The sequence below is a fragment of the Kineococcus deserti genome, from assembly GCF_050871945.1.
GTDB lineage: Bacteria > Actinomycetota > Actinomycetes > Actinomycetales > Kineococcaceae > Kineococcus.
Window position 1 is genome coordinate 13,827 of the sequence record NZ_JBJLSI010000034.1, and the last position, 25,653, is coordinate 39,479.

The 25,653-nt window shown below is 73.3% G+C and carries 20 protein-coding genes and 4 tRNA genes; 12 read left to right on the forward strand and 12 right to left on the reverse strand.

Translation table 11 applies throughout. The annotated features are described in order from the left end of the window. The first annotated feature begins 118 nt into the window (after window positions 1-118). Window positions 119-1,174 (forward strand): cell division protein ZapE, encoded by a 1,056-nt coding sequence (zapE, locus tag ACRYR2_RS20530; RefSeq protein WP_432564781.1) that lies wholly within the window; start codon window positions 119-121, stop codon window positions 1,172-1,174. 9 nt (window positions 1,175-1,183) lie between these two features. On the opposite strand, the gene ACRYR2_RS20535 is transcribed toward zapE, so the two are convergent. Both ACRYR2_RS20535 and treZ read right to left on the reverse strand, forming a co-directional pair. Further along, complete coding sequence (locus tag ACRYR2_RS20535; RefSeq protein WP_432564746.1) at window positions 1,184-1,831, reverse strand: NUDIX hydrolase N-terminal domain-containing protein; 648 nt, start codon at window positions 1,829-1,831, stop codon at window positions 1,184-1,186. Beyond that, on the reverse strand, window positions 1,828-3,588 hold the full coding sequence (gene treZ / locus ACRYR2_RS20540) for a malto-oligosyltrehalose trehalohydrolase (RefSeq protein WP_432564747.1): 1,761 nt from the start codon (window positions 3,586-3,588) through the stop codon (window positions 1,828-1,830). The genes ACRYR2_RS20535 and treZ overlap by 4 nt, the downstream gene beginning before the upstream one ends. 419 nt (window positions 3,589-4,007) lie before the next feature. On the opposite strand from treZ, the gene ACRYR2_RS20545 reads away from it, so the two are divergent. Then, entirely contained in the window at window positions 4,008-6,341 is a 2,334-nt protein-coding gene (locus tag ACRYR2_RS20545) for a hypothetical protein (protein WP_432564748.1), read from the forward strand. A 37-nt stretch (window positions 6,342-6,378) separates the two neighbouring features. Further along, window positions 6,379-7,980: a family 16 glycosylhydrolase gene (locus ACRYR2_RS20550; RefSeq protein WP_432564749.1), complete on the forward strand. Its 1,602-nt coding sequence runs from the start codon at window positions 6,379-6,381 to the stop codon at window positions 7,978-7,980. Between the two features lie 37 nt (window positions 7,981-8,017). Here ACRYR2_RS20550 and ACRYR2_RS20555 read toward each other — a convergent pair whose 3' ends face one another. From ACRYR2_RS20555 to glgX, 3 genes are all read right to left on the reverse strand, one after another. Further along, window positions 8,018-8,830, reverse strand: coding sequence for a glycoside hydrolase family 16 protein (locus ACRYR2_RS20555; RefSeq protein ID WP_432564750.1), 813 nt, complete (start codon window positions 8,828-8,830; stop codon window positions 8,018-8,020). Between the two features lie 316 nt (window positions 8,831-9,146). Next, window positions 9,147-11,600 carry a malto-oligosyltrehalose synthase gene (gene treY, locus ACRYR2_RS20560; protein ID WP_432564751.1) on the reverse strand — a complete coding sequence of 818 codons (2,454 nt, stop codon included), beginning with the start codon at window positions 11,598-11,600 and terminating at the stop codon, window positions 9,147-9,149. A 14-nt stretch (window positions 11,601-11,614) separates the two neighbouring features. Then, a complete protein-coding gene (glgX, locus tag ACRYR2_RS20565) occupies window positions 11,615-13,756 on the reverse strand; it encodes a glycogen debranching protein GlgX (RefSeq protein WP_432564752.1) in 2,142 nt (713 codons plus the stop codon). Between the two features lie 145 nt (window positions 13,757-13,901). On the opposite strand from glgX, the gene ACRYR2_RS20570 reads away from it, so the two are divergent. Beyond that, entirely contained in the window at window positions 13,902-14,939 is a 1,038-nt protein-coding gene (locus tag ACRYR2_RS20570) for a YihY/virulence factor BrkB family protein (RefSeq protein WP_432564753.1), read from the forward strand. 65 nt (window positions 14,940-15,004) lie between these two features. Further along, window positions 15,005-16,114: an amidohydrolase family protein gene (locus tag ACRYR2_RS20575; RefSeq protein WP_432564754.1), complete on the forward strand. Its 1,110-nt coding sequence runs from the start codon at window positions 15,005-15,007 to the stop codon at window positions 16,112-16,114. Window positions 16,115-16,147: 33 nt separating this feature from the next. Here ACRYR2_RS20575 and ACRYR2_RS20580 read toward each other — a convergent pair whose 3' ends face one another. The 5 genes from ACRYR2_RS20580 to ACRYR2_RS20600 form a co-directional block, all read right to left on the reverse strand. Then, window positions 16,148-17,392 carry a glycosyltransferase gene (locus tag ACRYR2_RS20580; RefSeq protein ID WP_432564755.1) on the reverse strand — a complete coding sequence of 415 codons (1,245 nt, stop codon included), beginning with the start codon at window positions 17,390-17,392 and terminating at the stop codon, window positions 16,148-16,150. Between the two features lie 182 nt (window positions 17,393-17,574). After that, a tRNA-Val gene (locus ACRYR2_RS20585) sits at window positions 17,575-17,646 on the reverse strand. Window positions 17,647-17,681: 35 nt separating this feature from the next. Then, a tRNA-Cys gene (locus tag ACRYR2_RS20590) sits at window positions 17,682-17,755 on the reverse strand. A gap of 34 nt (window positions 17,756-17,789) precedes the next feature. Beyond that, a tRNA-Gly gene (locus ACRYR2_RS20595) sits at window positions 17,790-17,862 on the reverse strand. Window positions 17,863-18,075: 213 nt separating this feature from the next. Next, the gene (locus ACRYR2_RS20600) at window positions 18,076-18,504 is read right to left on the reverse strand and encodes an SsgA family sporulation/cell division regulator (RefSeq protein ID WP_432564756.1); all 429 of its coding nucleotides are present in this window, start codon (window positions 18,502-18,504) and stop codon (window positions 18,076-18,078) included. 307 nt (window positions 18,505-18,811) lie between these two features. On the opposite strand from ACRYR2_RS20600, the gene ACRYR2_RS20605 reads away from it, so the two are divergent. From ACRYR2_RS20605 to ACRYR2_RS20625, 5 genes are all read left to right on the forward strand, one after another. Then, entirely contained in the window at window positions 18,812-19,378 is a 567-nt protein-coding gene (locus tag ACRYR2_RS20605) for a TIGR02611 family protein (protein ID WP_432564757.1), read from the forward strand. A gap of 74 nt (window positions 19,379-19,452) precedes the next feature. Then, window positions 19,453-19,524 (forward strand) — tRNA-Val (locus ACRYR2_RS20610). Window positions 19,525-19,587: 63 nt separating this feature from the next. Further along, the gene (locus ACRYR2_RS20615) at window positions 19,588-20,148 is read left to right on the forward strand and encodes an MOSC N-terminal beta barrel domain-containing protein (protein WP_432564758.1); all 561 of its coding nucleotides are present in this window, start codon (window positions 19,588-19,590) and stop codon (window positions 20,146-20,148) included. A gap of 40 nt (window positions 20,149-20,188) precedes the next feature. After that, complete coding sequence (thrS, locus tag ACRYR2_RS20620; protein WP_432564759.1) at window positions 20,189-22,159, forward strand: threonine--tRNA ligase; 1,971 nt, start codon at window positions 20,189-20,191, stop codon at window positions 22,157-22,159. A gap of 4 nt (window positions 22,160-22,163) precedes the next feature. Continuing rightward, window positions 22,164-22,718, forward strand: coding sequence for an HIT family protein (locus ACRYR2_RS20625; protein WP_432564760.1), 555 nt, complete (start codon window positions 22,164-22,166; stop codon window positions 22,716-22,718). Here ACRYR2_RS20625 and ACRYR2_RS20630 read toward each other — a convergent pair. Together ACRYR2_RS20630 and ACRYR2_RS20635 are read right to left on the reverse strand one after the other, a co-directional pair. Continuing rightward, window positions 22,703-23,527 carry a hypothetical protein gene (locus tag ACRYR2_RS20630; RefSeq protein ID WP_432564761.1) on the reverse strand — a complete coding sequence of 275 codons (825 nt, stop codon included), beginning with the start codon at window positions 23,525-23,527 and terminating at the stop codon, window positions 22,703-22,705. The genes ACRYR2_RS20625 and ACRYR2_RS20630 overlap by 16 nt on opposite strands. Beyond that, the gene (locus tag ACRYR2_RS20635) at window positions 23,524-23,994 is read right to left on the reverse strand and encodes a hypothetical protein (protein ID WP_432564762.1); all 471 of its coding nucleotides are present in this window, start codon (window positions 23,992-23,994) and stop codon (window positions 23,524-23,526) included. The genes ACRYR2_RS20630 and ACRYR2_RS20635 overlap by 4 nt, the downstream gene beginning before the upstream one ends. A gap of 105 nt (window positions 23,995-24,099) precedes the next feature. Between ACRYR2_RS20635 and pgsA the strand changes: the two genes are divergently transcribed. Next, window positions 24,100-24,723: a phosphatidylinositol phosphate synthase gene (gene pgsA, locus ACRYR2_RS20640; RefSeq protein WP_432564782.1), complete on the forward strand. Its 624-nt coding sequence runs from the start codon at window positions 24,100-24,102 to the stop codon at window positions 24,721-24,723. Beyond that, a complete protein-coding gene (locus ACRYR2_RS20645) occupies window positions 24,720-25,652 on the forward strand; it encodes a phosphatidylinositol mannoside acyltransferase (RefSeq protein ID WP_432564763.1) in 933 nt (310 codons plus the stop codon). Before pgsA ends, ACRYR2_RS20645 begins: the two co-directional genes overlap by 4 nt. Window position 25,653: the final 1 nt, after the last annotated feature.

The following is a 25,653-nucleotide window of genomic DNA, read 5'->3' on the forward strand; positions in this document are numbered from 1 at the left end:
CGCCGTCCCGCGTGACCGTCCCGCGCGGCCGTCGCAGCGGCCGTCCGCGATCCTGCCAGACCCCTCCGGCGGATCCACCCCCCGATCACTACTGTTGACCAGCGTGACCAGCCCGCAGATGCGCCCCGGCGCCGACCTGGACTCCCTGGCCGACCGCAACCCGCGGGTGCCGCCGGAACAGCTGGTCGCCGAGCTCGTCCCCCCGCCGCGCTTCGCCGACGTGCGCTTCGGCACCTACGTCCCCGCCCCCGAGCACCCCTCGCAGGCCGAGGCCGTCGCCGGCATGAGCGCCTTCGGCGAGCGGGTCCTCACCGGGGGCGGCGCCTCCAGGGGCGGCCTGGGCGGGCTGTTCAAGCGCAAGAGCGCCCCCGCCGGCCCACCCGGGATCTACCTCGACGGCGGCTTCGGCGTCGGCAAGACCCACCTGCTGTCCTCGCTGTACCACCAGGTCGTCACCGAGGGCGGGCGCACGGCCGCGTACGGCACGTTCGTGGAGTACACCAACCTCGTGGGCGCGCTGGGCTTCCGGCCCGCCGTCGACGCCCTCGCCCCGCACGCCCTGGTCTGCATCGACGAGTTCGAGCTCGACGACCCCGGCGACACCGTCCTGATGTCGCGCCTCATGCGCGAGCTCGTCGACCGCGGGGTCAGGCTGGCGGCCACGTCGAACACGCTGCCCGGATCGCTGGGGGAGGGCCGCTTCGCCGCGCAGGACTTCCAGCGCGAGATCCAGGCCCTGGCCGGGCAGTTCGCCGTCCAGCGCGTCGACGGCGAGGACTACCGGCACCGCGGGCTGCCCGCCGCGCCGGACCCGCTGGCCGACGAGGACGTCGAACGCGTCGCCGCCGGCCGCCAGGGCGCCACCTTCGACGACTTCCCCACCGTCCTGGCGCACCTGGCGCAGGTGCACCCCAGCCGCTACGGCGCCATGGTCGGCTCGACCAGCGCGGTGTGCCTGCGCGGCGTCAGCACCGTCTCGGACCAGATGGTGGGTCTGCGCCTGGTCGTCCTGGCCGACCGCCTCTACGACCGCGACATCCCGGTCGTGGCCTCCGGGGTGCCGTTCGACGCCGTCTTCACCGACGAACTGCTGCACGGCGGGTACCGCAAGAAGTACCTGCGCGCCGTGTCGCGGCTCTCAGCGCTCGCGCGCGACGGGGCCGCGCTCGCCTGAGCCGGGGCGTCAGTCCCACTCCGTGGGCAGCGTCGGGTCCCGGTGGTGGGCCAGCAGCCGCTCCAGCTCCCACCGGTTGATCCGCCGCTGCGACAGCTCCGGCAGCTCCTCCAGCCCGAACCAGCCGACGTCCAGCGTCTCCAGCTCGCTGTGCGCCACCCGCTCGCCCGTCAGGCGGCACAGGAAGTACAGGTGGAACACGCTGACCGGCATCGGCGGCTGCTTGCCGCGGACGTCGCGCTCCCAGACCCCGACGACCTTGACCACCTCGACGGGGTAGCCGGTCTCCTCCAGCACCTCCCGGACGGCGGCCTCACCGGGCCGGTCGCCGGGGTCGGCCCAGCCGCCGGGCAGCGACCACAGGCCGTCGCTGCGTTCGCGCAGCAGCAGCAGGCGTTCCTGCTCGTCGACCACCCCGGCCCGCACGTCGACCTTCGGCGTGGCGTACCCGGAGTCGGCGTCCAGGACGGCCCGCAGCACCTCCCGCGGTGTCGTCGAGACCGCCGCCAGCAGGTCGGCCGCGAGCTCGCTCAGCTCGCGGTACCGGGCGGTGTCGTAGTCCTTGGCCGGATCGCCGACGGAGTACGCCAGTCCGTCCTGGGCCAGCGCCGCGACGCGGACGGCGGCCCTGCGGACCAGGTCGCTGGGGTCGCTCACGCCGCCGAGGCCACGCGCAGCACGACGACCGACTCCGCGGCCGTGCGCACTCCCGTGGCCAGCAGCTCGGGCGCGGGTCCGTCGGTGAAGGCGGCGACGACCTCGACCGGGGCGCCCCCGACCTCGACGTCGGTGCCCTCACCGAGGGTGACGACGATCCGGTGGTCGCCGCGGTGCAGGACCAGCGCGTTGCCGGCCACGTCGACCCGCACCCGGCGCAGGTCGGCGTCGGCCAGCGCCGGCACGCTCCGGCGCAGCCCCGTCAGCGTCCGGTACCAGTCGAGCATCCGGGCGTGCTCGGGGGCGCCCAGCTCGTCCCAGCGCAGGACCGAGTTCTCCCGCGTCGCCGGGTCCTGGGGGTCCGGCACGTCCTCGGCGTCCCAGCCGTGCTGGCCGAACTCCCCGCGACGGCCCTCGCTGACGGCCTTGCCCAGTTCGGGGTCGGGGAAGGAGGTGAAGAACTGCCACTTCGTGGAGGCGTTCCACTCCTCACCCATGAACACCATCGGCGTGAACGGCCCCAGCAGGTACAGCGCGGCGCCGGCGGCCTGCCGGGCCGGGGACAGCAGATGACCGATCCGGTCACCGATCGCCCGGTTGCCCACCTGGTCGTGGGTCTGCAGGTAGCCCAGGAAGGCGGTGCCCGGCACCGTCGCGCGGTCGACCTTCTTGCCCCACACCTCGCCGCGGAAGGAGGAGAACCGCTCGGCGTGGAAGAACGCCTCCTCGAACACCGTCTTCACGACCTCGGCGTCGCCGAAGTCGGCGTAGTACCCCTGCCGCTCCCCGGTCAGCCAGGCGTGCAGCGCGTGGTGCACGTCGTCGTCCCACTGCGCGTCCATGCCGCGACCGCCGGCCGCGGTCGGCGTCACCATGACGGCGTCGTTGAGGTCGGACTCGGCGATCAGCCCCAGCGGCCGGCCCAGCTGCGCCGACAGGGCCGCGGTCTCGTCGGCCAGCTGCGCCAGCACGTGCGTGGGGGAGTCGTCGACGAGGGCGTGCACGGCGTCCAGCCGCAGCGCGTCGACGTGGAAGTCGCGGAACCAGCGCAGCGCGTTGTCGCAGATCCAGCGGCGCACCTCCACCGAGCCGGTGTCGTCGAGGTTCACCGCCGCACCCCACGGGGTGTCGTGCTTGTCGGTGAAGTACGGCCCGAACTCGGCCAGGTAGTTCCCGCTGGGTCCCAGGTGGTTGTAGACGCAGTCCAGGGCCACGGCCAGGCCCTTGGCGTGGCAGGCGTCCACGAACGCCGCGAACCCGTCCGGCCCGCCGTACTCGTGCTGCACCGCGTACGGGGCGACGCCGTCGTAGCCCCAGTTCCACGGCCCGTCCCACGCCGAGACCGGCAGCACCTCCACGACGTCCACGCCGAGCTCGACCAGGTGGTCCAGGCGCTGCACCGCCGCGGCGAAGGTGCCGGCCTCGGTGAAGGTGCCGACGTGCAGTTCGTAGACGACCGCGCCGTGCACGCTGCGGCCGGCCCAGCCGGAGTCGGTCCAGGCGAACGTGGCGGGGTCGACGACGGCGCCGGCGGCGTGCACGCCCTCGGGTTGCCAGCCCGTGCGCGGGTCGGGGCGCGGGTCCCCGCCGTCGATGCGGAACGCGTACCGCGTGCCGTGCGCCCCCTCGGCCTCGGCCGTCCACCAGCCCTCCCGCGGCGAGTCGGTGCGTTCCATCGGCACCGACCGGCCCTCCTGTCCTGCACCGAGGACGAGTTCCACCTCACGCGCGCGCGGCGCCCACACTCCGAACTGCATGGTCACACCCTGTCCGAGGTCGCCCCCGTCGGCGACTCCAGCGCGGCCCGTCCGTGCGGCCCGCGCCGGCAGGCGACGCAGCACACGACCGGGCGCCGCGTCAGCGCGAGGAGGCGATGTCGGCGGGTCCTGCACCCGATGGGCAGGGTTTCCGCCGCGCTGTCAGGGTTTTCGGGGCCTCGGCAGGGATCTCCCGATTCGTCGGGCACCCCGCGGGAGGTCGACACATGTCGTTGTCCCGCAACGATTCCCGGCGCCCAGGAAGGCGTTCGGGCGTGGGCTAGCCTCCCCGCAGGGCGGTGGCCCCGTCTGCGCGGGTCGCTGCCCGCAGGCACCGCGGCGTGCGGCGGTCACCGACGCGTGCAGCGATCACCGGCCAGCCACCGAGGGGACTGGGAGCACGAATGGGTCGAGGTCTCGTGAGCGAACGCCTGATCGGGTTCGCCCGCCGAGGAGAGGTCGTGCCGGGACCACGGATCGCGGACCCCCACCCTGGCGCCGGACCCGCCACCGCCCCCGGCCCGGCGTCCGCCACCGCCCCCGCCCGGCTGCTGACCTCGGGCCTGTCGCTCGCGAGCCTCGTCGTGGGAACCCTCGGCGCGCTGCTCGGGCTCGACGACGTGCGCACGGTCGGGCTGCTGGCCTACTGCCTGGCCGGTCTCGGGTTCGCCCCGTGGAACCTCCTGCCGCAACTGGCCACCACCACGCGCGTCGTCCTGGCCGGGCTCACCGGGCTCACCGTGGCCACGGCGGTCTCGATGGGGATGATGCAGCTCGGCTCCTGGCACCCGGTCCCCGTCTTCACCTTCCTCGCCGTCCTCAGCGGCGCGGCCCACGGCCTCGCCCTGGTCCGCGCCTGGGCCGACCTGCCGTCGGCGTACCGCCGCCGCGTCTCCCGCCGGTACCTGGCGCGCGCCGTGAGCGACCTGCCGGCCGAGTTGTGGCCGGTCGTGGACCTGCTGCGCCGGCACCTCGCCACCATCGTCGCGGTCACCGGCGCGACGCTGTGCCTGGTGGGTGCCGCCGTGCACGGTCGTGAGGCCGTCCCGCCGTTCTGGGGGTTCCCCGCGGACATCGGCGTCCTGTGGTGGGTGGGGCTGGCTCTGCTCCTGACGGCGGTGGTGCTGGCGGTGGTCGACGGGCGTTCCTCCCTGTCCCTGGCCGTCGTCCTGCTGGTGCTGGTCACGGTCGTCACCCCCGCCCTGGTGTACGAGGGTCCCCGGTCGCAGTCGGCGCAGAAGCACGTCGACTTCGTCCAGCAGATCCGTTCGGTGCACGAACTGCGCTCCAGCGTCGCGGTGTACGACGGCTGGCCGGGGTTCTTCGCCTCCAGCGCCTGGTGGTGCGACGTGGCGGGGATCTCCGACCCGCTGAAGCTGGCGACGGCGTGGCCCGCCCTGATCGCCGGACTGCGCCTCGCCGCGCTGCGCCACCTGGCCGGACAGCTGCTGCGGACCCCGCGTGCCGCCTGGGTCGCCGTCGTGCTGGCCGCGCTGGCCGATCCGATCGGCGCGGACTACTTCTCGCCGCAGTCCGTGGGCTTCGTGCTCGGGCTCATCGTCTACGGGCTCGCCCTCGACCGGTCCCGGACGGTGCCCACCCCCTGGCTCATCCTGCTCGCCGGGTGCCTGATCGCCGTCACGCACCAGCTGAGCCCCTACGTCGTGGGCGGCGTCCTGGTGGTCCTGGTCGTCTTCCGCCTCATCCGGCCCTGGTGGACCCCGATGCTCCTGCTCGGGCCGGCGGTGGTGTGGGCGGTCCTGCACTTCGAGGCGCTGGCCCGCTTCCTGTCGCTGGACAGCCTCGGCGACCCGGGCAACCTGCGGCCGCCGCACACGCCCGGGTCGGCGGACCTGTCCCGCCTGACGGTCGTCCCGGCCTCGGTGGCGGCCCTGCTGGTGTGCATCGGCGTCGTCGGCCTCATCGCGCTGGTCACCCTCGTGCGCACCTGGCGTTCGTCCTGGTCGTGGGCGCTGGCCGCGTCCCCCGGCGTCGCCCTCGTCCTGGTCGTGGTGAACTCCTACGGGCAGGAGGGGATCTTCCGGGCCGTCCTGTTCGGCATGCCGTGGCTCGCGGTCCTGGCCACACCCACCCTGCTGGCGCCGCGGTGGGGGCTGCCCTGGCGGCCCCGGCGCCCCGGGCTGCACAGGGCGCCGGCGCTGGCCGTGCGCCTCGCGGCGGTCCTGACCGTGCTCACCGCCGCCTTCCTCGTCGCGGCGTTCGCGCTGGACAGGTTGACCGTGGTCCGGCGCGCCGACCTGACGGTGCTCGCCGCGCTCGAGCGGATCGAGGCGGCGCCGGACGCCCCGCAGCGGGTCGTCATCTTCCTCGGCGAGGGCAACCTGCCCACCACGGTGGCCCCGCCCGATGCGCGTTCCGTGGAGCTGCGCCTGGAGGACCTGGACCTCCTCTACGGCCAGCGGCCGGCGGACGAGGTCGCCGGGCAGGGTCTCGAGCTCACCCGCGCCCTGGAACGCGGAGCACCCGCCGAGATCACCCACGTCTACGTCGTCTGGTCGCCGACGATCTCCGACTACAGCTGGGCCTACGGGGTCCAGACGCCCGACCAGTTCGCCGCCCTGCGCGACGGCCTGCTGGCGCTGCCGCAGTGGTCGGTCGTGGCGCAGGACGGCGGCACCCTGCTGCTGCGGTTCGACCGGCCGGCCCCCGCGGCTCCGGCGGCCCCCACGGCTCCGGCGGTTCCTGCACCGCCCACACCGCCCGCACCGCCTGCGGCGCCGGTGGTGCCGTGATCCCCCCGGCCTCCCCGACGCGTGGTGCACGCAGGGCATGAGCGAACCGGACGGCAACCGTGACTCCGCCCCACCCGCACCGGGCTCCTCGTCGGCGCGCCCGCGGCGGACGGGGCGCGCCGTGCTGATCGTGCTGTGCAGCGCGCTGGTCCTGGCGCTGGTGGTCGGGGTCCTCGTCGTCCGCCTGCAGCGGGAGCCGCAGCGGGAGGAGGTGCAGCCGGCCCCCACGGGATCGGCCCCCTCGGCGTCGGCCACGGCCTCACCCACGGCCTCGGCTCCCTCGGGGTGCCCCGTCGTCACGGGGGCCGCGCTGGAGGAGAGGGCGGAGGACGCGGACGCCGGCCAGGCGCGGGTCGTCCAGGAGGGGCTGTCCCCGCAGGCCAGGGCGCTCGAGGTGTCCGGGTGGACGTCGGGGTCGGAGTCCGGGAGCGTCGGCCTGTCGACCGTCGCGCTGCAGGACGCTCCCGAGGAGCTCGCCTCGGCGGGCCTGTCCTCGGCGCTGGAGGTCAGGACCGAGGGGGACACCGGCCGCTGGGCCTTCGCGCTGGCCCGCACCTCGGACCCGGACACCTTCTTCGAGCCGGGCCGGACCTACCGCTTCCAGGCGTGGGTGCGGGAACTGGACGGCCGTGGGGAGGGCATCGGCCTCACCGTGGCCGATCCCGCCTACGCCGACCGGCCGACGGACGAGCGGCAGGTCTCCCAGGGGCAGGTGCGGACCTGGCGCCTGCTGTCGCGGACCTTCGTCGCGACAGCCCCGGGTGGGGCCCGGACCGGTCTGTACGTGACCCTGCCGCTCGGGGACTCCACGGTCTGGCAGATCACCGGCGTCAGCCTCGCCCGCGTCGAGGCCCCCGGTCCGCCGCGCACCGACGCGGCCGCCGACACCCGCATCGGGTACGCCGGCGGCGGAACCGTTCCCGACGCCTGCGCGTGGGTCCAGGAGACCGGCGCGCACGGCTGGGGGAACGCCGAGCTGCAGAACTACACGAGGGACGGGGAGAACACCGCCGTGGACCCCGACGGCAACCTGCGCATCACCGTCGCGCGGGAGGACGGGGGAGGTGCGCAGGATCCGCAGGCCGAGTTCACCAGCGGACGGATGACGACGCTGGGCCGGATCGCCGTGCCCAGCGGGTCCTACGTGGAGGCCAGCATCCAGGCGCCCGTCGGCGACGGGTTGTGGCCCGCCTTCTGGCTGATCGGGGCGAACTTCCCCGAGGTCGGATGGCCCGCCTCCGGCGAGATCGACATCTTCGAGGGGCAGGGGAGCCGACCCGACACCGCGCGCAACGCCGTGCACACGGCGACGGTCGCCGACCCCACCGAACACGTCCAGAGCGGCTGGGGAGCCGAAGGGGGGACGATCGTCCTCGACGAGTCCGTCGACAGCCGTCCCCACCGGTACGGCGTCTACTTCGACTCCTCGGTGGTGCGTTTCTTCGTCGACCGCGTGGAGATCCGCTCCGTGCTGGCCGAGGACGCGCGCGCGGCCGGGTGGGCCTGGCCCTTCGACCGGCCGCAGGCGATCGTGCTCAACGTGGCCGTCGACAGCGCGGAGGTCAGCGACGACCTCGCGCTGCCGGCGGCCATGCAGGTCTCCCCGATCGGCGTCTGGAGGGGAGCCGTTCCCCGCTGAACCCGATCCCCGTCGGGATCGGTTGCGGGGCAACGGATCAGGCCTGCTTGGAGTAGACCATCCAGTCGATCTGCAGGTGCCCCTCGACGGAGGCGTCCGGAACGTCGGCCCCGTTGGTCGCCGCCTGGACGACCCACTTGAACGGCGTCTGCGGAACTCCGTCGGTCGTCTCGCCGACCTTCTCGCCGTCGATGAAGAACTTCAGGCTGTCCGGCGTCCACTCGGTGGTCGCCGTGTGCCAGTCCTGCCAGCTGACGTCCGTGTGGTTCTTGTACGCCACGGTTCCCTCGGTGCCCAGTTCGAACGACACCATGTACTGCGGGTCGGTGAAGGGACTCTCGGGGAAGTCGATCTCCCCCTCCTTCCAGTCGTTCGAGGCCGGCCACAGCAGGAACGCCGAGCCGTAACCCTCCGCGGCGTCGGCGCGGTACCGGACCGTGTAGCGACCGTAGGTCTGCGACGTCTGGTTGTTCGGCGCGATCACGCCACCGGAGGGGCAGCCGTCGATCGTCCGCAGGTGGACGTCGACGAGGCCGTCGTGGGCGGAGACGTTCTCGCCGTTGTCGTAGCAGCCGTTCCCCGACGTGTCGGGGGTGGCGTCACCGTAGTCGTCGATGTCGGGGTAGGTGGAGCGGAAGGAACCGGCCGGTGCGTCGTCGGTGAAGTCCTGCGCGTAGACCTCCTCCCAGCCGTCGAGCGTGCCCGAGGGCATCTCCTCGCCGCTGGGTGCTGCGGCCGAGGCGCTGGACGAGGCGGTGGACGAGGGGGCGGCTTCGGCGGCGCTCGTTCCGGTGACGGTGACGAGTCCGGCCAGGCAGAGCAGGGAGAGCGTGGTGCTGGGGTTGCGCATGTTCTCACGATCTGAGGTGGTGCAGTCGAGTCCGGCTGTTCCGACTCGTGAGTCGTCGGCGTGATCAGCCGACGTTCCGGACGCTACCGGTCGGTCGGGCGGCGTTACAAATCCGTGACAGCCGGGCCGCCGCCGTCCCGGGCCGGGAACGGGGCGTCGGACCGAGCGCGGGGCGGCGTCATCGCCTTGCCCTGCAACGGTTCAGGCCCATCCGTGCTCGGTCGCCCCGGGTGGTTCTCCCCGGGGCGACCGGTACTGCGGGAACTGCGGAAACTGCGGGCGAACTCCCGCGCGTCCCGTCGTGGGTCCGGTCCTGTCAGTCCGCCCGGACCAGCAGCGCGACCGGCAGCGTGGCGAGCAGGTCGGCGATCCGCAACGCCCCGCCGGGGTGCTCGCTCCCGTCGAAGACGTTGCGCCAGCTGCCCTCGGGCAGCGTCAGCGTGTGCTCGCCCCAGCCGCCGTTGCGTTCCAGCGACACGGGCAGTCGCGTCGCGACCGCCACGGCGCCGGGTGCTTCCAGCGGCCCCCGCGCGAAGGCCAGCGCGTTCCCGGTCGACGTCGGGACGGGGGAGTAGTGCGCCTGCTCGCCGGTGAACCACTCCGGACGGGTGCCGCGGGTCCGCAACGTGCGCGAGACCACCAACAGCTTCTCGTCGTCCAGGTCGCTCGCCTGCGCCCCGCCGTCCAGCGCCGTGAGGCGGCGCTCGCGGTCGGCGTAGTCGACCGCGCGGCGGTTGTCCGGATCGACGAGCGACAGGTCGACGAGTTCGGAACCCTGGTAGACGTCGGGAACACCGGGCATCGCCAGTTGCACGAACTTCTGCCCGAGCAGCGCCACCCGCGCGGCGGACGCGGTGAGCTCGACGAACTCGGCCACGGCCGCGAGCACGGCCTCGTCGCCGAGGATCCCCCTCGCGAACCGCTCGACGGCGGACTCGTAGGCCTCGTCCGGCGCCGTCCACGTCGTGTGGTCCTTCGCCTCCCGCGTGGCCTTCTGCAGGTACGCCAGCAGCCGGTCCGCGGCGATGGGCCCGGCCGAACCCCAGGTGCCGAAGACGGTCTGCCACACCAGGACCTCGGTGCGCGGATCGAGTTCGGCGGCCCGGTGCTCCCCGGCCAGTTCCCGCCACGTCGCCAGGGCCGTGGCCCACTCGTCGGTGAACTCCGAGAGCACCGACAACCGGGCGCGGACGTCCTCGCTGCGCTTGGTGTCGTGCGTCGACAGCGTCGTCATCGTCGCCGGCCAGTCCTTGGCCAGCCGCGCCGCGAACGCGTGGAACTCCTCCGGCGACGTGCCGAAGCGCGTGGGGTCGCCGCCGACCTCGTTGAGGGAGCTCAACCGGAACCAGCGGTAGAACGCGGTGTCCTCGATGCCCTTGGCCATGACCGGGCCGCAGGTCTGCTGGAACCGGACGACGAACTCCGCCGCGCGCGCGTCCCGGCCACCGACCCGGCCCAGCGCGAGGTCGACGACCACGGCCAGGGTGTCGTGCCGTTCCGCGGGCAGCCGGGTGCGGGCGATCTCGGCGGCCTCGTGGAGCACCTCGACCGACTCGGCGGGGGGTTCCTCGCCGGGCACCACGTAGGCGCGGTACTGCTCGACCGCCACGAGGAGTTCCACGACGGCCTCGTGCAGCCCGCGGCGGGTGTGGTCGCGCAGGTTGACGTCGTCGTGGCAGATGCCCGAGAGCAGCTCGACCAGGCGGTGCACCTCGGCGTACAGGCCGTGCTCGACGACCTCGCGCTTGGCCTCCTCGACTATCGCGGTGAACGGCCGCGACTGGTCGGTGACCGAGGCGTACAGCGACGACAGGGGCTCGGCGCCGGCCTGGTCCAGGAACAGCCCGCCGATGCGCTGCAGGGCGTCGTACCCGGTGGTCCCGGCGCACGCCCAGTCGGTGGGCAGCAGCTCGTCGCCCTCCAGGATCTTCTCGACCACCACCCAGGCGCTCGACCCCGCGTCGGCCGCGGCCGTGGCCTCGGACAGCCGGCGCAGGTAGCCCCGCGGGTCGGCCAGGCCGTCGGGGTGGTCGATCCGCAGCCCCTGCAACTGCCCCGAGCCCACCAGCTCCAGCAGCAGCGCGTGGGTGGCGTCGAACACCTCCGGGTCCTCGACGCGGATCGCGGCCAGGGTGTCGACGTCGAAGAACCGCCGGTAGTTCAGCTCCTCGTCGGCCACCCGCCAGTGCGCCAGCCGGTACCACTGCCGGTCCACCAGCTGCTCCAGCGGCAGGTCCTCGGTGCCGGGCCGGACCGGGAAGACGTGGTCGTAGTAGCGCAGCACCGGCTCCCCGCCGTCCGCCTCGGCGCTGCGGTCCAGCGACAGCTCACCCGCGGCGAGCACCTGGCCGATGCGCTGACCGAGCACGGCCATGAGGATGGCCCGGTCCTGCACCGACCAGTCGACGTCGAACCAGGACGCGTACGGCGACTCGGGGCCCTCGCGCAGCACCGACCACAGCTGGGCGTTGTCGCTGGCCGGCGTCGGCACGGCCATGTGGTTGGGGACGACGTCGGCGACCGCGCCGAGCCCGTTGTCCCGCAGCCGGGCGGTGAGCCGGTCGAAGGCCTCCCGGCCGCCCGCCTCGGGGTTCAGGTGCGAGTGGTCGACCACGTCGTACCCGTGCTGCGACCCCTTGGCCGGCGCCAGGACCGGCGACAGGTAGGCGTGCGAGACCCCCAGCGCGGCCAGGTACTGCGCCCGGGCGGCGGCGTCGTCGAAGGTGAAGGCCGGCTGGATCTGGAACCGGTAGGTGCTCGCGGGAACCACGGCCGGACGGTAGGTCACTTCTCTCCCAGGGGTTCACGAGCCAGTACGAGGACCGAGCGCGCCGCCACGGGCAGCTTGGCGCCCGGCGAGAAGGCGGACTCCTCGGTGAAGATCGAGACGATGCCGACCTGGTCGTCGGCGGTGTCCAGGCGCGGGCGCCAGTCGTCGCCGTAGGCCTTCTCCGGCAGCGTGAACTCCACGGTCTCGTGCCAGGGGTTGTACAGGATGAGGAACGAGTCGCCGACGATGCGTTCGCCGCGCCGGTCCGGCTCGGGGATGGCCTCGCCGTTCAGGAAGACCATGACGGTGCGGTTGGAGTGGTCGCTCCAGTCGGCGTCGGTCATCTCCTGACCCTCGTTGGAGAACCACTCGATGTCGCCGACCTCGCTCTCCCCGCCGTGGCCGGCCTCGCCGGCGAAGAACCGGCGCCGCTGGAAGACCGCCTCGCTGCGCCGCAGCGCCACCACCCGCTTGCTGAACTCCAGGAGCTCCTTCTGGGCGTCGGACAGCTTCCAGTCGATCCAGGAGATCTCGTTGTCCTGGCAGTAGACGTTGTTGTTGCCGCGCTGGGTCCGCCCCAGCTCGTCGCCGTGCAGGATCATGGGCACCCCCTGCGACAGCAGCAGCGTCGTCAGCAGGTTGCGGTGCTGGCGGGCGCGCAGGGCGATGATCTCCGGGTCCTCGGTCGGACCCTCGACACCGCAGTTCCAGGAGCGGTTGTGGCTCTCCCCGTCGGCGCCGCCCTCGCCGTTGGCGTCGTTGTGCTTCTCGTTGTAGGAGACCAGGTCCCGCATCGTGAAGCCGTCGTGCGCGGTGACGAAGTTGATGCTCGCGATGGGTTTGCGGCCGGAGTGCTCGTACAGGTCCGAGGAGCCGCTGACGCGGCTGGCGAACTCGCCCAGGGTCTTCGGCTCCCCCCGCCAGAAGTCGCGGACGGTGTCGCGGTAGCGGCCGTTCCACTCGGTCCACAGGGGCGGGAACCCGCCGACCTGGTACCCGCCGTCCCCGACGTCCCAGGGCTCGGCGATGAGCTTGACCTGCGAGACGACCGGGTCCTGCTGGACCAGGTCGAAGAACGCGCTCAGCCGGTCGACCTCGTGGAACTGGCGGGCCAGGGTCGAGGCCAGGTCGAAGCGGAAGCCGTCGACGTGCATCTCCGTGACCCAGTACCGCAGCGAGTCCATGATGAGCTGCAGCACGTGGGGCGAGCGCATGAGCAGGCTGTTCCCCGTGCCGGTGGTGTCGAAGTAGTGCTTCTTGTCGTCGTCCACGAGGCGGTAGTAGGCCTGGTTGTCGATGCCGCGGAAGCACAACGTCGGGCCCATGTGGTTGCCCTCGGCCGTGTGGTTGTAGACGACGTCGAGGATGACCTCGATGTTCGCCTCGTGCAGCGCGCGCACCATCGACTTGAACTCCTGGACCTGCTGGCCGCGCTGGCCGGTGGAGGAGTAGGCGTTGTGCGGGGCGAAGAAGCCGATGGTGTTGTAGCCCCAGTAGTTCGTCAGGCCCTTGTCCACCAGGTGGGTGTCCTGCACGAACTGGTGCACCGGCATGAGCTCGACCGCCGTCACGCCCAGCTCGACGAGGTGCTCGATGACGGCCGGGTGCGCCATCGCCGCGTAGGTGCCGCGGATCTCCTCGGGCACGTCGGGGTGCAGCATCGTCATGCCCTTGACGTGCGCCTCGTAGATCACCGACTCGTGGTACTCGTGCGTCGGGCGCCGGTCGTTGCCCCAGTCGAAGAACGGGTTCACGACGACCGAGAGCATGGTGTGCCCGAGGCTGTCCTCGGTGTTCACCTCGCCGGGGCGCTCGAAGTAGTAGGAGAAGAGGGACTCGTCCCCGTCCACCTGCCCGTCGACGGCCTTGGCGTACGGGTCCAGCAGCAGCTTCTCGGGCTGGCAGCGCGATCCGCTCTCGGGGTGGAACGGGCCGTGGACCCGGTACCCGTAGCGCTGACCGGGCTGGACTGCCGGCAGGTAGGCGTGCCAGACGAAGCCGTCGACCTCCGGCATGTCGATCCGCTGCTCGGTCCCGTCGTCGGCGATGAGGCACAGCTCGACCCGTTCGGCGACCTCGGAGAAGAGGGCGAAGTTCGTCCCGGCGCCGTCGTACGTGGCGCCGAGGGGGTAGGGCCGTCCGGGCCAGATCTGCATGGGGGGAGTCCCTCCAGCTGCTTCGAAGGTGCAGGTGTCGTCGTTCGTCGTCGTGGTCGCCCCGACATCATGTCGGGTCCGCGCCCACCTCACCTCCCGGAGTGGCAGCCCGGGGCGGACCGGCCGCCCCGGCTACCGTGGCGGCGTGCCCCAGGACACCTCCCGTCCGGGCGAGAACCCGCAGCGCCGGCAGGAGTCCATGCCCGAGACCGTGCAGTCGGCCCACGACGGGGCGGCACCCACCGTCACCTCCTCGCCACCTCCCGTGCCGGTGCGCGTGTGGCGGGACCTGCGCACGCTGGCCGCGGGGACCGTCGGGGCCTGCATGCGCTTCCGGGTCACCGGCCTGGCGGCCGAGGGCGGCTTCTTCGCCCTGCTCTCGCTGCCGCCGCTGGTCTTCGGGATCGTCGCCAGCCTGGGCTACCTCGGCCGCTGGCTGGGGCCGGAGGACGTCGACGCCGTCCGCGACCAGCTCGCCCGGATCACCGAGGCGGTCTTCACCTCCGAGGCCATCGCCGACGTCATCCTCCCCACGTTCGACTCGGTGACCACCACCGGCCGGGCCGACCTGACCGTGCTGGCCTTCGCCGTCAGCGTCTGGTCGGGGTCGCGGGCCCTGAACGTCTACGTCGACACCATCTCGATCATGTACGGCCTCGGCGGGCACCGGGGCATCGTGCGGACCCGGCTGCTGTCGCTGTCGACCTACCTGGTCGCGCTGCTGGTCGGGGTCGTCGTCGTGCCGTTGGTGCTCGTCGGGCCGCGGCTGCTGGGGGAGTGGCTGCCCCCGCACCTGGACGTGCTGACGACGCTGTACTGGCCGGTCGTGCTCGTGCTGTCGGTCTTCTGCCTCGCCACGCTCTACCACCTGGCCACCCCCGTCCGCTCGCGCTGGTGGCGGGACGTTCCCGGCGCGCTGCTGGCCCTGCTGGGCTGGCTGCTCATCTCCTGGGTGCTGCGGTGGGCGCTGGGGTTCTCCGTCGCGGGGCCCTCCACCTCGATCTACGGGCCGCTGGCCGCCCCGATCGTGGTGCTCATCTGGTTCTACTTCCTCGCCATCACCGTGCTCATCGGGGCCGCGCTCAACTCCGCCGTCGACCGCGTCTGGCCCGACCCGACCAAGGCCGCGGCGCGCGAGGCCGCGCGCCTGCAGGCGGCCGCGCGGCGTCGGTGGGTGCCCTGACCTGACCGGGTGAGGATCGCGCCCACCGTCGCGTCGGTGATCACCCGGTGGGTGAGACTGGACGGGTGGACCTGCACCGCATCACCTCGGCCGGTGGCCGCCGCGCCCGCGACCTGGCCGCCCGGGCCCGGCTGAACACCCACCGCCTGGCGGCCTACCGCCCGCGCAGCGAGCTGGTCCTGCCCGTCACGCAGGTGCGACGGGCCGCGGTCCCCGCCGTGGACGCCCACAACCACCTCGGCCGCTGGCTGACCGGCGGGCACGCCTGGCTGGCCCCCGACGTCGGGGCTCTGCTGGCGCGGATGGACGAGCTGAACCTCGCCGCGATCGTCAACCTCGACGGCCTGCCCGGCGACCTGGAGGCCAACCTCGACCGGTACGACCGCGCCCACCCCGGGCGGTTCGCGACCTTCGCCCACGTGGAGTGGCGGCGCATCGCGCAGGGCCCGGCCGGAGTGGCGGCCATGGTCGCCCAGGTCGAGGCCGCGGCCCGGGCGGGGGCGGCCGGCCTGAAGGTCTGGAAGGACCTGGGCCTGCTGGTCCGCGACGCCGACGGCGCGCTGGTGCGCCCCGACGACCCGCGGCTGTCCGACGTCTTCGAGGCCGCCGGGGCAGCCGGACTGCCCGTGCTGGTGCACATCGGCGACCCGCCGGCGTTCTTCCGGCCCGTCGACCGGCACAACGAGCGCCTCGAGGAACTGACCCGGCACCCGGACTGGAGCTGGCACGGCAAGGGCCTGCCCAGCCACCGCCAGCTGCAGGACGCCTTCGACGCCCTCGTCGGCGCGCACCCGGGCACGACCTTCATCGGCGCCCACGTCGCGGGCTGGGCGGAGAACCTGCAGTGGGTCTCCGACGCCCTGGACCGGCACCCCAACCTCGTCGTGGACACCGGGGCCCGGCTGGCCGAACTGGGCCGGCAACCGCGGGCCGCGGCGGCGTTCGTGGCCCGGCACGCCGACCGGGTGCTGTGGGGCAGCGACAGCTTCCCCTTCGACGCCGACGCCGTGGGGCGCTGGTTCCGCGTCCTGGAGACGGCCGACGAGGCCTTCGACTACGGCCCCGAACCGGACCAGGGACGCTGGACGGTGTCCGGGCTGGACCTGGACGCCGACCAGCTCGCCGCGGTCTACGCCGGCAACGCCCGGCGGGTCGTCCCGGCGCTCCGGCGCTGACCCGCTGAAGCCCCCGAGGGGCGGAGGGCGGGGTCAGGCGGCGTGCCGGTCCCCGGCGGCGGTGCGCTGCCGGGCGACCTGCACGTCCTGGGCCTCCTGGCGGTGCTCCGGCGACCCTGCGGACAGACCCGCGGGCAGGTCGCGCCCGGCGATCCGCGCGAGGATCGCGAGGTGCTCGCGGGACAGGCGCTGGGGGTCGAACCGGCGGGCGAACTCCGGGCCGCGGTCGGCGGCCGCGCGCAGCGGCTCCGGATCCGTCAGGTGGGCGGCCAGCGCCTCGGTGAGGGCCTCGACGGACTCCGTCGGCACCAGCCGGCCCAGTTCCCCCTCGGCCAGCAGCATCCGGGTGCCCACCGAGCAGTCGGTGGCCACCACCGGCGTGCCCAGCGCCAGGGATTCCAGCAGCGTCAAGGGCATGGCCTCCGTCCGGGAGCTGGAGACGAACAGGTCGGCCCCGGACAGCACCGACTCGGGACGGTCGGTGAAACCGGGCAGGCGCACGTGGTCGGCGCCGAGGTCGGCCACGAGCGCCTCCAGGTCGGCGCGGCCCTCACCCTCGCCGGCGATGGTCAGCTCGTGCTCCAGGCCCCGTGCCCGCACGGCGGCCGAGGCGCGCACCAGCAGGTCGAACCCCTTGTGCGGGGTCAGCCGGCCCAGGGACACCACCTGCGGGACCGCGACGCGCCGGCGGGGCCGACCGGCCGCCCGCGCGCGCAGCGCGTCGACGTCGACGCCGTTGACGACGACGTGCGTGCGCTCGGCCGGCTGGCCGTTGGCGACGATGCCGGGCACCAGCCCGGGGGAGACGCAGATCGTGGCGTCGGCGTGCGCGTCGGCCAGCCGCGTCACCCGGCGCAGGTGCCGCGGGACCCACGCCGCGACGGCCTCGTCCAGGTCGCCCTGGGCCAGCACGACGAACGGACGCCGGGTCAGCCGGGCCGCGATCCAGCCCGCCAGCACCCCGTGACCGATCTCGGACCCGGAGACCACGACGTCGTGGTGGCGGGCCTCGGCGACCAGGCGGCGCACCCCGCGCGGGAGGCGACGCGAGCCGGGCAGCGCCGCGTCGGCGCCCAGGACGAGCCGGACGGAGGGGTCCGGGGTCGCGGTCGGGACTCCGCAGACGTCCTCGAGGGCGAAGACCGTGGTCTCGACGCCGTCCGCCACGAACCGGCGCGCCAGCTCCAGGACCACGCGCAGACCGCCGTTCTCCCTCAGGTGGCCCTGCACGAAGAGGACGCGCAGGGGGCGGCGGGAGGCGAGGTCGAGAGCGGGCATGCACACGACCCTAGGTCGCAGCCGGGGTGCCGATCCTGTCTGCGACCTGGGGAGAACCCGTGTGCCGTAACGGTTCTGACTCGATCGGTGGAGCATCGACACGGAGAGTGGCCAACGGTCGCGCATCGCCCTGGAACGACGAAGGGCCGGGTCCATCGCTGGACCCGGCCCTTCGTCGAGAGTGGGCGATACTGGGATCGAACCAGTGACCTCTTCCGTGTCAGGGAAGCGCGCTACCGCTGCGCCAATCGCCCTCGGTGCCCCGCCCCGGGAGCTACCCGGTGCGGAGTGGAGGTGGAGACGGGATTCGAACCCGTGTGGACGGCTTTGCAGGCCGCTGCCTAACCTCTCGGCCACTCCACCGTAGAGGCTCACGGCCCCGTAAGCCGAACTTCAGAGCGGACGACGAGACTCGAACTCGCGACCCTCACCTTGGCAAGGTGATGCGCTACCAACTGCGCTACGTCCGCATGCCCTGGTTTCCCCGCCGTTCCCGGCCGGTTCCCCGTGGCGTTGAAAACACTAGCCCACGTCGGCGCCTGGGCCAAATCCCTTCGGCGGCACCCCGTCCCGGCCCGGCGGGGGGCTGATCCGCACGGGCTCCCGCCTGGAAGGTGCCATCGCCCGGAACCCGCCCCGGCGGCCTTGCCGGGACGGGCTCCGAGCGGACGTCGCGTTCGTCCTCAGGACACGAGACGGGCGATGAGCTCGTCGAGGTCCAGGTGGCGGGTCTCCCGCCCCGGCGGCACCAGGGCGTCGGCACGGCGCAGGAAGCGCCGGACGTCCGCCTCGTCCGCCTCCAGCTCCGCGTTGCCGTCGGGCGACGACAGGCGCAGCAGGATCCGGGGGCGACCGTCGAGGGACTCGGGGCACGGCCGCACCTGCACGTCTCCGGTGCCGGCGGGTGCGGACAGCCCGTCCCTCAACAAGTCACGTGCGAAGACCCACTCCACGTCGGTGTCGCCACCACGGAAGACCGCGTGGATGGCGTACGGGTCGTCAGCCCCGTAGTGCAGGCTGGCGGGGACGGGAAGTCCCGGACCGCTGGTGGTCCGGAGCCGCAAGGACACGTCGACGTCGACCTCGGTCTTGCGGTGCGGCAGTGCAGGCACGTCGACCTCCGTGTGCTCTTGGCCGCTGACGGGCTCCAGCGACCGTGCTGATGAGTTTCCCACCAAAAGCGCTCGTGAAACACCCGAACGATGCAAGTCCGACGTCGGGGCGTCGCCGGTGGTTCCCCGGTGGTTCCGCCGGCCGTGGGAAGAGGCCGCGGAGGGCGTCACCGGCGCCCGTGTGCACGTGGTGTGACGGTGCCGGGGGACCCGGGCGCGGAATCCGCACAGCAGCGCGGGAGCGTTCTGCAGCGGTCGTGCGTTGCACCCTGCAGACCACGGGAACGGAGGGGGACGGGTGCGAGCGGTGCAGGAAGCGCACGACCAGGCGGGAGACCCGCGTGAAGACCTGACCGGGGCCACGCTCGGCCGCCGGCCCCTGCCCGACCCGCCGCAGGCCGCCGAACCCGTCGCCAGGGGGGTGGGCGAGGACGAGCTGACCGCCCACCAGCACCGGCTCCACCGGGCCCGGGCGGCGCTGCACGCCCGCCGGGAGGCCATCCGCGCCGACGCCCACCGCAACCGCGTCTACCGGGCCGTGGTGGGCGCCGTCGGCACCTTCGTCGTCGCCCTCGGCCTGCTCCTGGTCCCGTTGCCCGGACCGGGCTGGCTCGTGGTCTTCCTCGGGCTGGCGCTGCTGGGCACCGAGTTCTCCTCGGCCCAGCGGCTCAAGGTCTTCGGCGAACGGCAGGTGCACCGCTGGGCCCGGTGGATCGCGCGGCGCTCGCTGGCCACCCGGGCGGCACTGGGCACCGGAACCGCTGCCGCCGGCGCCGCGGTGGTCTGGGGCTACCTGGCCTGGCAGGGGCTGCCCGGCTGGACCCCGGAGGTCGTGACGGCCCAGTTGCAGTGGATCCCCGGGCTCGAGCGGTAGGTGGGGTGGGTGGTCGGGAGCACCGCTCCCGGTCCGGTATGGTTTTCCCACCGGTCGCGCTGAGCGCGACGACCGGGCGATTAGCTCAGTGGTAGAGCACTTCGTTCACACCGAAGGGGTCACTGGTTCGAACCCAGTATCGCCCACTCCCAGAACCCCCCGGCCCTCCCGGCCGGGGGGTTCTGCCGTTGCGCGGCACAATCGGCAAGGTGCCCGTCACCGGAGTCCTGCGCTCCCTCGCCCTCTTCCCCGTGAAGTCGCTCCCCGGCCTGACGCCGCGCTCGGCCGCCGTCGGCCCCGACGGGCTGGTCGGGGACCGGGGCTTCGCAGTCGTCGACGCCGCGGGGGAGGTCCTGGCCGCCAAGCGGCACCCTCGGCTGGAGGACCTGGTCCTGGCCGGGCCACCGCACGAACCGCGGGTGGAGGTGCCCGGCGGCGTGCCCCTGGCGCAGTACCTGCAGGTGCCCGGTGCGCACGTGGCCCCCGTCGCCGGCGGCGCCCGGCAGGTCGAGGCCCTGCACCTGGTCAGCCTGCGGCAGCGGGCGGCGCCCGACGGCGGCGACTCCCGCCGCGCCAACCTCGTCGTGGAGTTCGGCGAGGACGAGCCGCCCACGCGGGACTGGGCCGGCGCCGTGTGCGCCGTGGGGGACGTGCAGCTGCAGGTCGTGGGCGTCCCCAGGCACTGCGCCGGCGTCTTCGCGCGGGTCCTGACCCCGGGGTCGGTGCGGACCGGGGACGTGGTGCGACTGTCCGTGAGCACGGGCGGCTAGAGTCGGCGGGTCAGTTCCCGAACGTCCCGGAGGCCCCCGAGTGTCCGCGCAGCTGTCCATCACCCGGTCCGGCGCCCCGGAGCAGGTCGCGACCGGCACGACGGCGGGGGAGCTGTTCAGCGACGACCGCGACGTCGTCGTCGCCCGCGTCAACGGCGAACTGCGGGACCTCTCGCACGTCCTGGCCGACGGTGACGAGGTCGAGGGCGTCCTCGTCTCCTCCGAGGAGGGGCTGGCCGTCCTGCGGCACTCCACCGCGCACGTCATGGCCCAGGCCGTGCAGCAGCACTTCCCCGAGGCCAAGCTGGGCATCGGCCCACCGATCCGCGACGGCTTCTACTTCGACTTCGACGTCGCCCGGCCCTTCACGCCCGAGGACCTGAAGGTGATCGAGAAGACGATGCAGAAGATCGTCAAGGAGGGTCAGCGGTTCGTCCGCCGCGACGTCTCCGACGAGCAGGCGCGCGCCGAGATGGCCGACGAGCCGTACAAGCTGGAGCTCATCGGGCTGAAGTCCTCGGCCGGGGACGCGGCCGAGGGCGCCGGCGCCGAGGTCGGCGAGGGCGGCCTGTCGGTCTACGACAACGTCAAGCGCGACGACTCGGTGGCCTTCAAGGACCTGTGCCGCGGCCCGCACCTGCCCACCACCCGGCTCGTCGGCGTCGGGTTCAGCCTAACCCGCTCGGCGGCCGCCTACTGGCGTGGCAGCGAGAAGAACCCGCAGCTGCAGCGCATCTACGGCACGGCGTGGCCCAGCAAGGACGAGCTGAAGGCCTACCAGGAGCGCATCGCCGAGGCCGAGCGCCGCGACCACCGCCGCCTGGGCGCCGAGCTGGACCTGTTCTCCTTCCCCGACGAGATCGGCTCGGGCCTGGTCGTCTTCCACCCCAAGGGCGGGGTCGTGAAGCGCGAGATGGAGGACTACGTCCGCCGCCGGCACATCGAGGAGGGGTTCTCCTACGTCGGCACTCCGCACATCTCCAAGGGCGGCCTGTTCGAGACCTCCGGGCACCTGCCGTACTACGAGGACACGATGTTCCCCGGCATGGAGCTGGAGAACTCCAAGTACTACCTCAAGGCCATGAACTGCCCGATGCACAACCTGATCTTCCGCTCGCGCGGACGGTCCTACCGGGAACTGCCGCTGCGGTTCTTCGAGTTCGGGTCGGTGTACCGGTACGAGAAGTCCGGTGTGGTGCACGGCCTGACGCGCGTGCGCGGGCTGACCCAGGACGACTCGCACAGCTACGTGACGGCCGAGCAGGCACCGCGGGAGATCAAGCACCTGCTCGACTTCGTCCTGGGCCTGCTCAAGGACTTCGGCCTCGACGACTACTACCTGGAGCTGTCGACCCGCGGCGAGTCCGAGAAGTTCATCGGCTCGGACGAGCAGTGGGCCGCGGCGACCGCGGTGCTGGAGACCGCGGCGAAGGAGACGGGGCTGGAACTGGTCGCCGACCCCGGCGGCGCAGCGTTCTACGGCCCGAAGATCTCCGTGCAGGCCAAGGACGCCATCGGCCGGACCTGGCAGATGTCGACCATCCAGTACGACTTCAACCAGCCCGCGCGGTTCGGCCTGGAGTACACCGCGGCCGACGGGTCCAAGCAGCAGCCGGTGATGATCCACTCGGCCAAGTTCGGGTCGCTGGAGCGGTTCTTCGGCGTCCTCGTCGAGCACTACGCCGGCGCGTTCCCCCCGTGGCTGGCGCCGGTCCAGGTCGTCGGCATCCCCGTCGCGGACGCGCACGTGCCGCACCTGCTGGAGGTGGCGGACAAGCTGCGGGCCGCCGGGATCCGGGTCGAGGTCGACGACACCGACGACCGGATGCCGAAGAAGATCCGCACCTGGACCAAGCAGAAGATCCCCTTCCTGCTCATCGCCGGCGCCGAGGACGTCGAGAACGGCGCCGTGTCGTTCCGCTTCCGCGACGGCAGCCAGGAGAACGGCGTGCCCGTCGCCGACGCGGTCGAGCGGATCGCCGCGGCCGTGCGCGACCGCGTCCAGGTCTGAGCGCGTGACCGAGGTGGAGCCCGCGGAGGACTTCGCGGGCGAACCCGACGGGTTCGGCCGGCTGTGGACCCCGCACCGGATGGCCTACATCCAGGGGGAGAAGAAGCCGGCCGACGACGGTCCGGGCAGCTGCCCGTTCTGCCGGGCGCCGGGTCAGCCCGACGCCGACGGCCTCGTGGTCCACCGCGGAGAGCACGTCTTCGCGGTGCTGAACCTCTTCCCGTACAACCCCGGGCACCTCATGGTGTGCCCCTACCGGCACGTGTCGTCCTACGTCGACCTCGCAGCGGAGGAACTGGCCGAGTTCACCGCGTTCACCCGCTCCGCGGTGCTGACGCTCAAGGCCGCCTCGAACCCGGCCGGGTTCAACATCGGCATGAACCAGGGCGCGGTGGCCGGGGCGGGGATCGCCGCGCACCTGCACCAGCACGTCGTCCCGCGCTGGGAGGGCGACGCCAACTTCCTGCCCGTCGTGGCCCGGACGAAGGCGATGCCGGAACTGCTGGAGGACACCCGCTCCCGGCTCGCGCGGGCGTGGGTGGATCAGCCCACCGGCTGAACGCGCCGCTGCGGCAGCCGCACCCGCTCCAGCGGGAAGAAGGCCAGCAGGCACACCACCGTCGGCAGGAAGTGGATGCCGAGCGTCAGGTACGTGCCGAGGTGGAAGCACGCCCAGAACAGCAGCGCCGCGGCCAGCGCGCGTCCGCGCAACCACAGCATGAGCGGGCTGGCGAACTCGGCGAGCAGCACCACCCACTGGATGCCGACGACGAAGTACGGGACCTGCTCCAGGGCGTCGGTCAGGTCGTTGCCGCGGCGGGCGAACGCCCACGTCGTCACCGCGCCGTTGGCCCAGTCCCAGCCGCCGAAGCGGACCTTGGCCACCGCGGCCAGGAAGTACGTGCACACCGCGGCCACCTGCACGCACCGCACCGCCCAGCCGGCCGCCTCCGCCGGGCCCTCCCGGCGCCCCGCGGCCCCCACCGTCGGCAGCACCAGCAGCGCCACCAGCAGCGCGACGTGGTCGTGGTCGACCTTGGAGTAGCCGAACGCGTTGCCCAGCCAGTACAGGTAGGCCAGCGCGCACACCGCGCCGGCCGCCCGGGGCAGCCGTCCGGTGGCCGCGACCAGCGCGGACAGGACCAGCACGACCAGGCCGGCCTGGACGACCGGCGGAGCCGGGGCCGGCACGTGCAGCCACCGGAACAGCGCGACGGGCCGGTACAGCTGCTCGGGGACGTCGGCGTGCGCCAGCGGCCAGGTGGTGATGCGCCAGGCGTCCCACACCACGAACAGGTACAGCACCACCCGCAGGACGGCGATGCGGCGCAACGGGACGGGCGGGAACCACCAGGCGCGCCAGCTCACCGACAGCACCCCAGCGGGTGCTGCGGGTCCGGCACGCTCCAGCGGGCCAGCTCCTCGCGCCGGGTGCTGACCACGCGGCCGCCGGCGAGGTCGGAGACGTCCTGCACCAGGACCAGCTCGGCGTAGCGGGGGTCGCCGGGGTGCCGGCGGGCGTGCGCCGCGGCGATGGCCTCCAGCAGCGCGGGGTCGTCGACGAACCGGCGCAGCTGTCCCTCGACCTCGGCCCGCCGCAACCCGACCCCGCCGGGGGACAACCGCACGCCCACCTCGGCACCGTCCACGGTGACCGCCTCCACGTGCGTGGAACGGATCTCGCCGTCCAGGTCGACGCCGAAGGCGTACTGCGACATCGGGGCGAACGGCCACCGGTCGTCGTTGCCCTGCAGCGTGCCCAGGGCGAGCAGCACGGTGAACGAGACCGCGGCAGCCGATCGCCACCACCGGGCCGGGGTCTGCAACCGTCGCACGTCCCGACCGTAGTGACCGCCGACCCCGGCGCGGCCCCGGCGGCGACGCGACGCGCCGACGTTAGGGTGAGCCGTCCGGACGACGGGATCCAGCGGAACGGGACGATGCTCAACAGGTACGCGCGTGCGGTGACCACGAAGCTCTTCACACCCCTCGCCCGGCTCCTGCTGCGTCTCGGGCTGACCCCGGACGCGGTGACGTTCCTCGGCACGCTCGGGGTGGTGGCCAGCGCGCTGGTGCTCTACCCGATGGGGGAGCTGTTCTGGGGTTCGCTCGCGGTCACGATCTTCGTGCTCTCCGACACCATCGACGGGATCATGGCCCGCTCCCTGGGGCGTTCGGGCAAGTGGGGCGCCTACCTGGACTCGACGCTGGACCGCTTCGCCGACGGCGCCGTCTTCGGCGGTCTCGCGGTCTGGTTCGCCCGCGGCGGGGACGACGACCTGACCGCCGGGCTGGCGCTGCTGTGCCTGGTGCTGGGCAGCATCGTCTCCTACGCCAAGGCCCGCGCCGAGGGACTGGGCTACACCGCCAACGTCGGCATCGCCGAACGCGGCGAGCGGATGGTCGCCGTGCTCGTCGGAGCCGGGTTCGTCGGGCTCGGCGTCCCGTTGGGCTTCCTGCAGGTGGTCCTCGCCCTGCTCGCCGTCGGCAGCGCCGTCACCGTCGTGCAGCGCATGACGACGGTGCACCGGCAGGCCACGGCGGCCACCGCGCCGGACGCGTGAGCGCACGGGACCGGCTGACCACGGCCGGGTTCCGGTGGGGCTGGCGACTGGCGCGCACCGTGCCGGAGGAGGTCGCCGTCCGACTGTCGGTGCGCACCGCCGACGCGCTCGTGGCCCGCGGCGGTCCCCGGGTGGACCAGTTGCGCCGCAACCTGGCCCGCGCCCGGCCCGAAGCCGGCCCGGCCGAACTCGGCACCCTGGTCCGCGACGGGTTCCGCAGCTACGCGCGGTACTGGCTGGACGCCTTCCGGCTGCCCTCGTGGAGCGTCGAGCGCACCGTCGGGCCGGTCCGCTTCACGCACGGTGAGGAGCTGCGGACCGCCCTGGGCAGCGGCCGTGGCGCGGTGGCCTTCCTGGGGCACCTGGGCAATTGGGACCACGCGGCGGCCTGGTCCGCGCGCGCCCTGCACCCGGTCGTGACCGTGGCCGAACGGCTGCGCCCCGAGCAGGTGTACGAGGAGTTCCTCGCCTTCCGCCGCGGTCTGGGCATGGAGGTGCTGCCGCTGGGCGACCCGGCGACCTTCCCGACGCTGCTGCGGCGGCTGCGCGAGGGGGCGTTCGTGCCGCTGCTGGCCGACCGCGACCTGTCGTCGACCGGGGTCGAGGTCGACTTCCTCGGGGAGCGGGTGCGGATGGCCCGGGGACCGGCGGCGCTGGCCCTGGCGACGGGCGCCCCGCTGTTCCCGATGACCGTCTTCCACGAGGTCCGCGACGGTGCCCGTGTCCTGGTCGTCGAGACCCGGCCGCGGGTGCCGGTTCCGGACCGCGGACCCGGCGAGACCGTGCGCGAGCACCGGCGGCGGGCCGTCGCGGTCATGACGCAGGCCTGCGCCGACGAGATCGCCGCCGCCGTGCGCGCCCACCCCGACGAGTGGCACGTCCTGCAACCGCTGTTCCCCGCGGACCTGCCACCCGGTCCGAGGAGCTGAC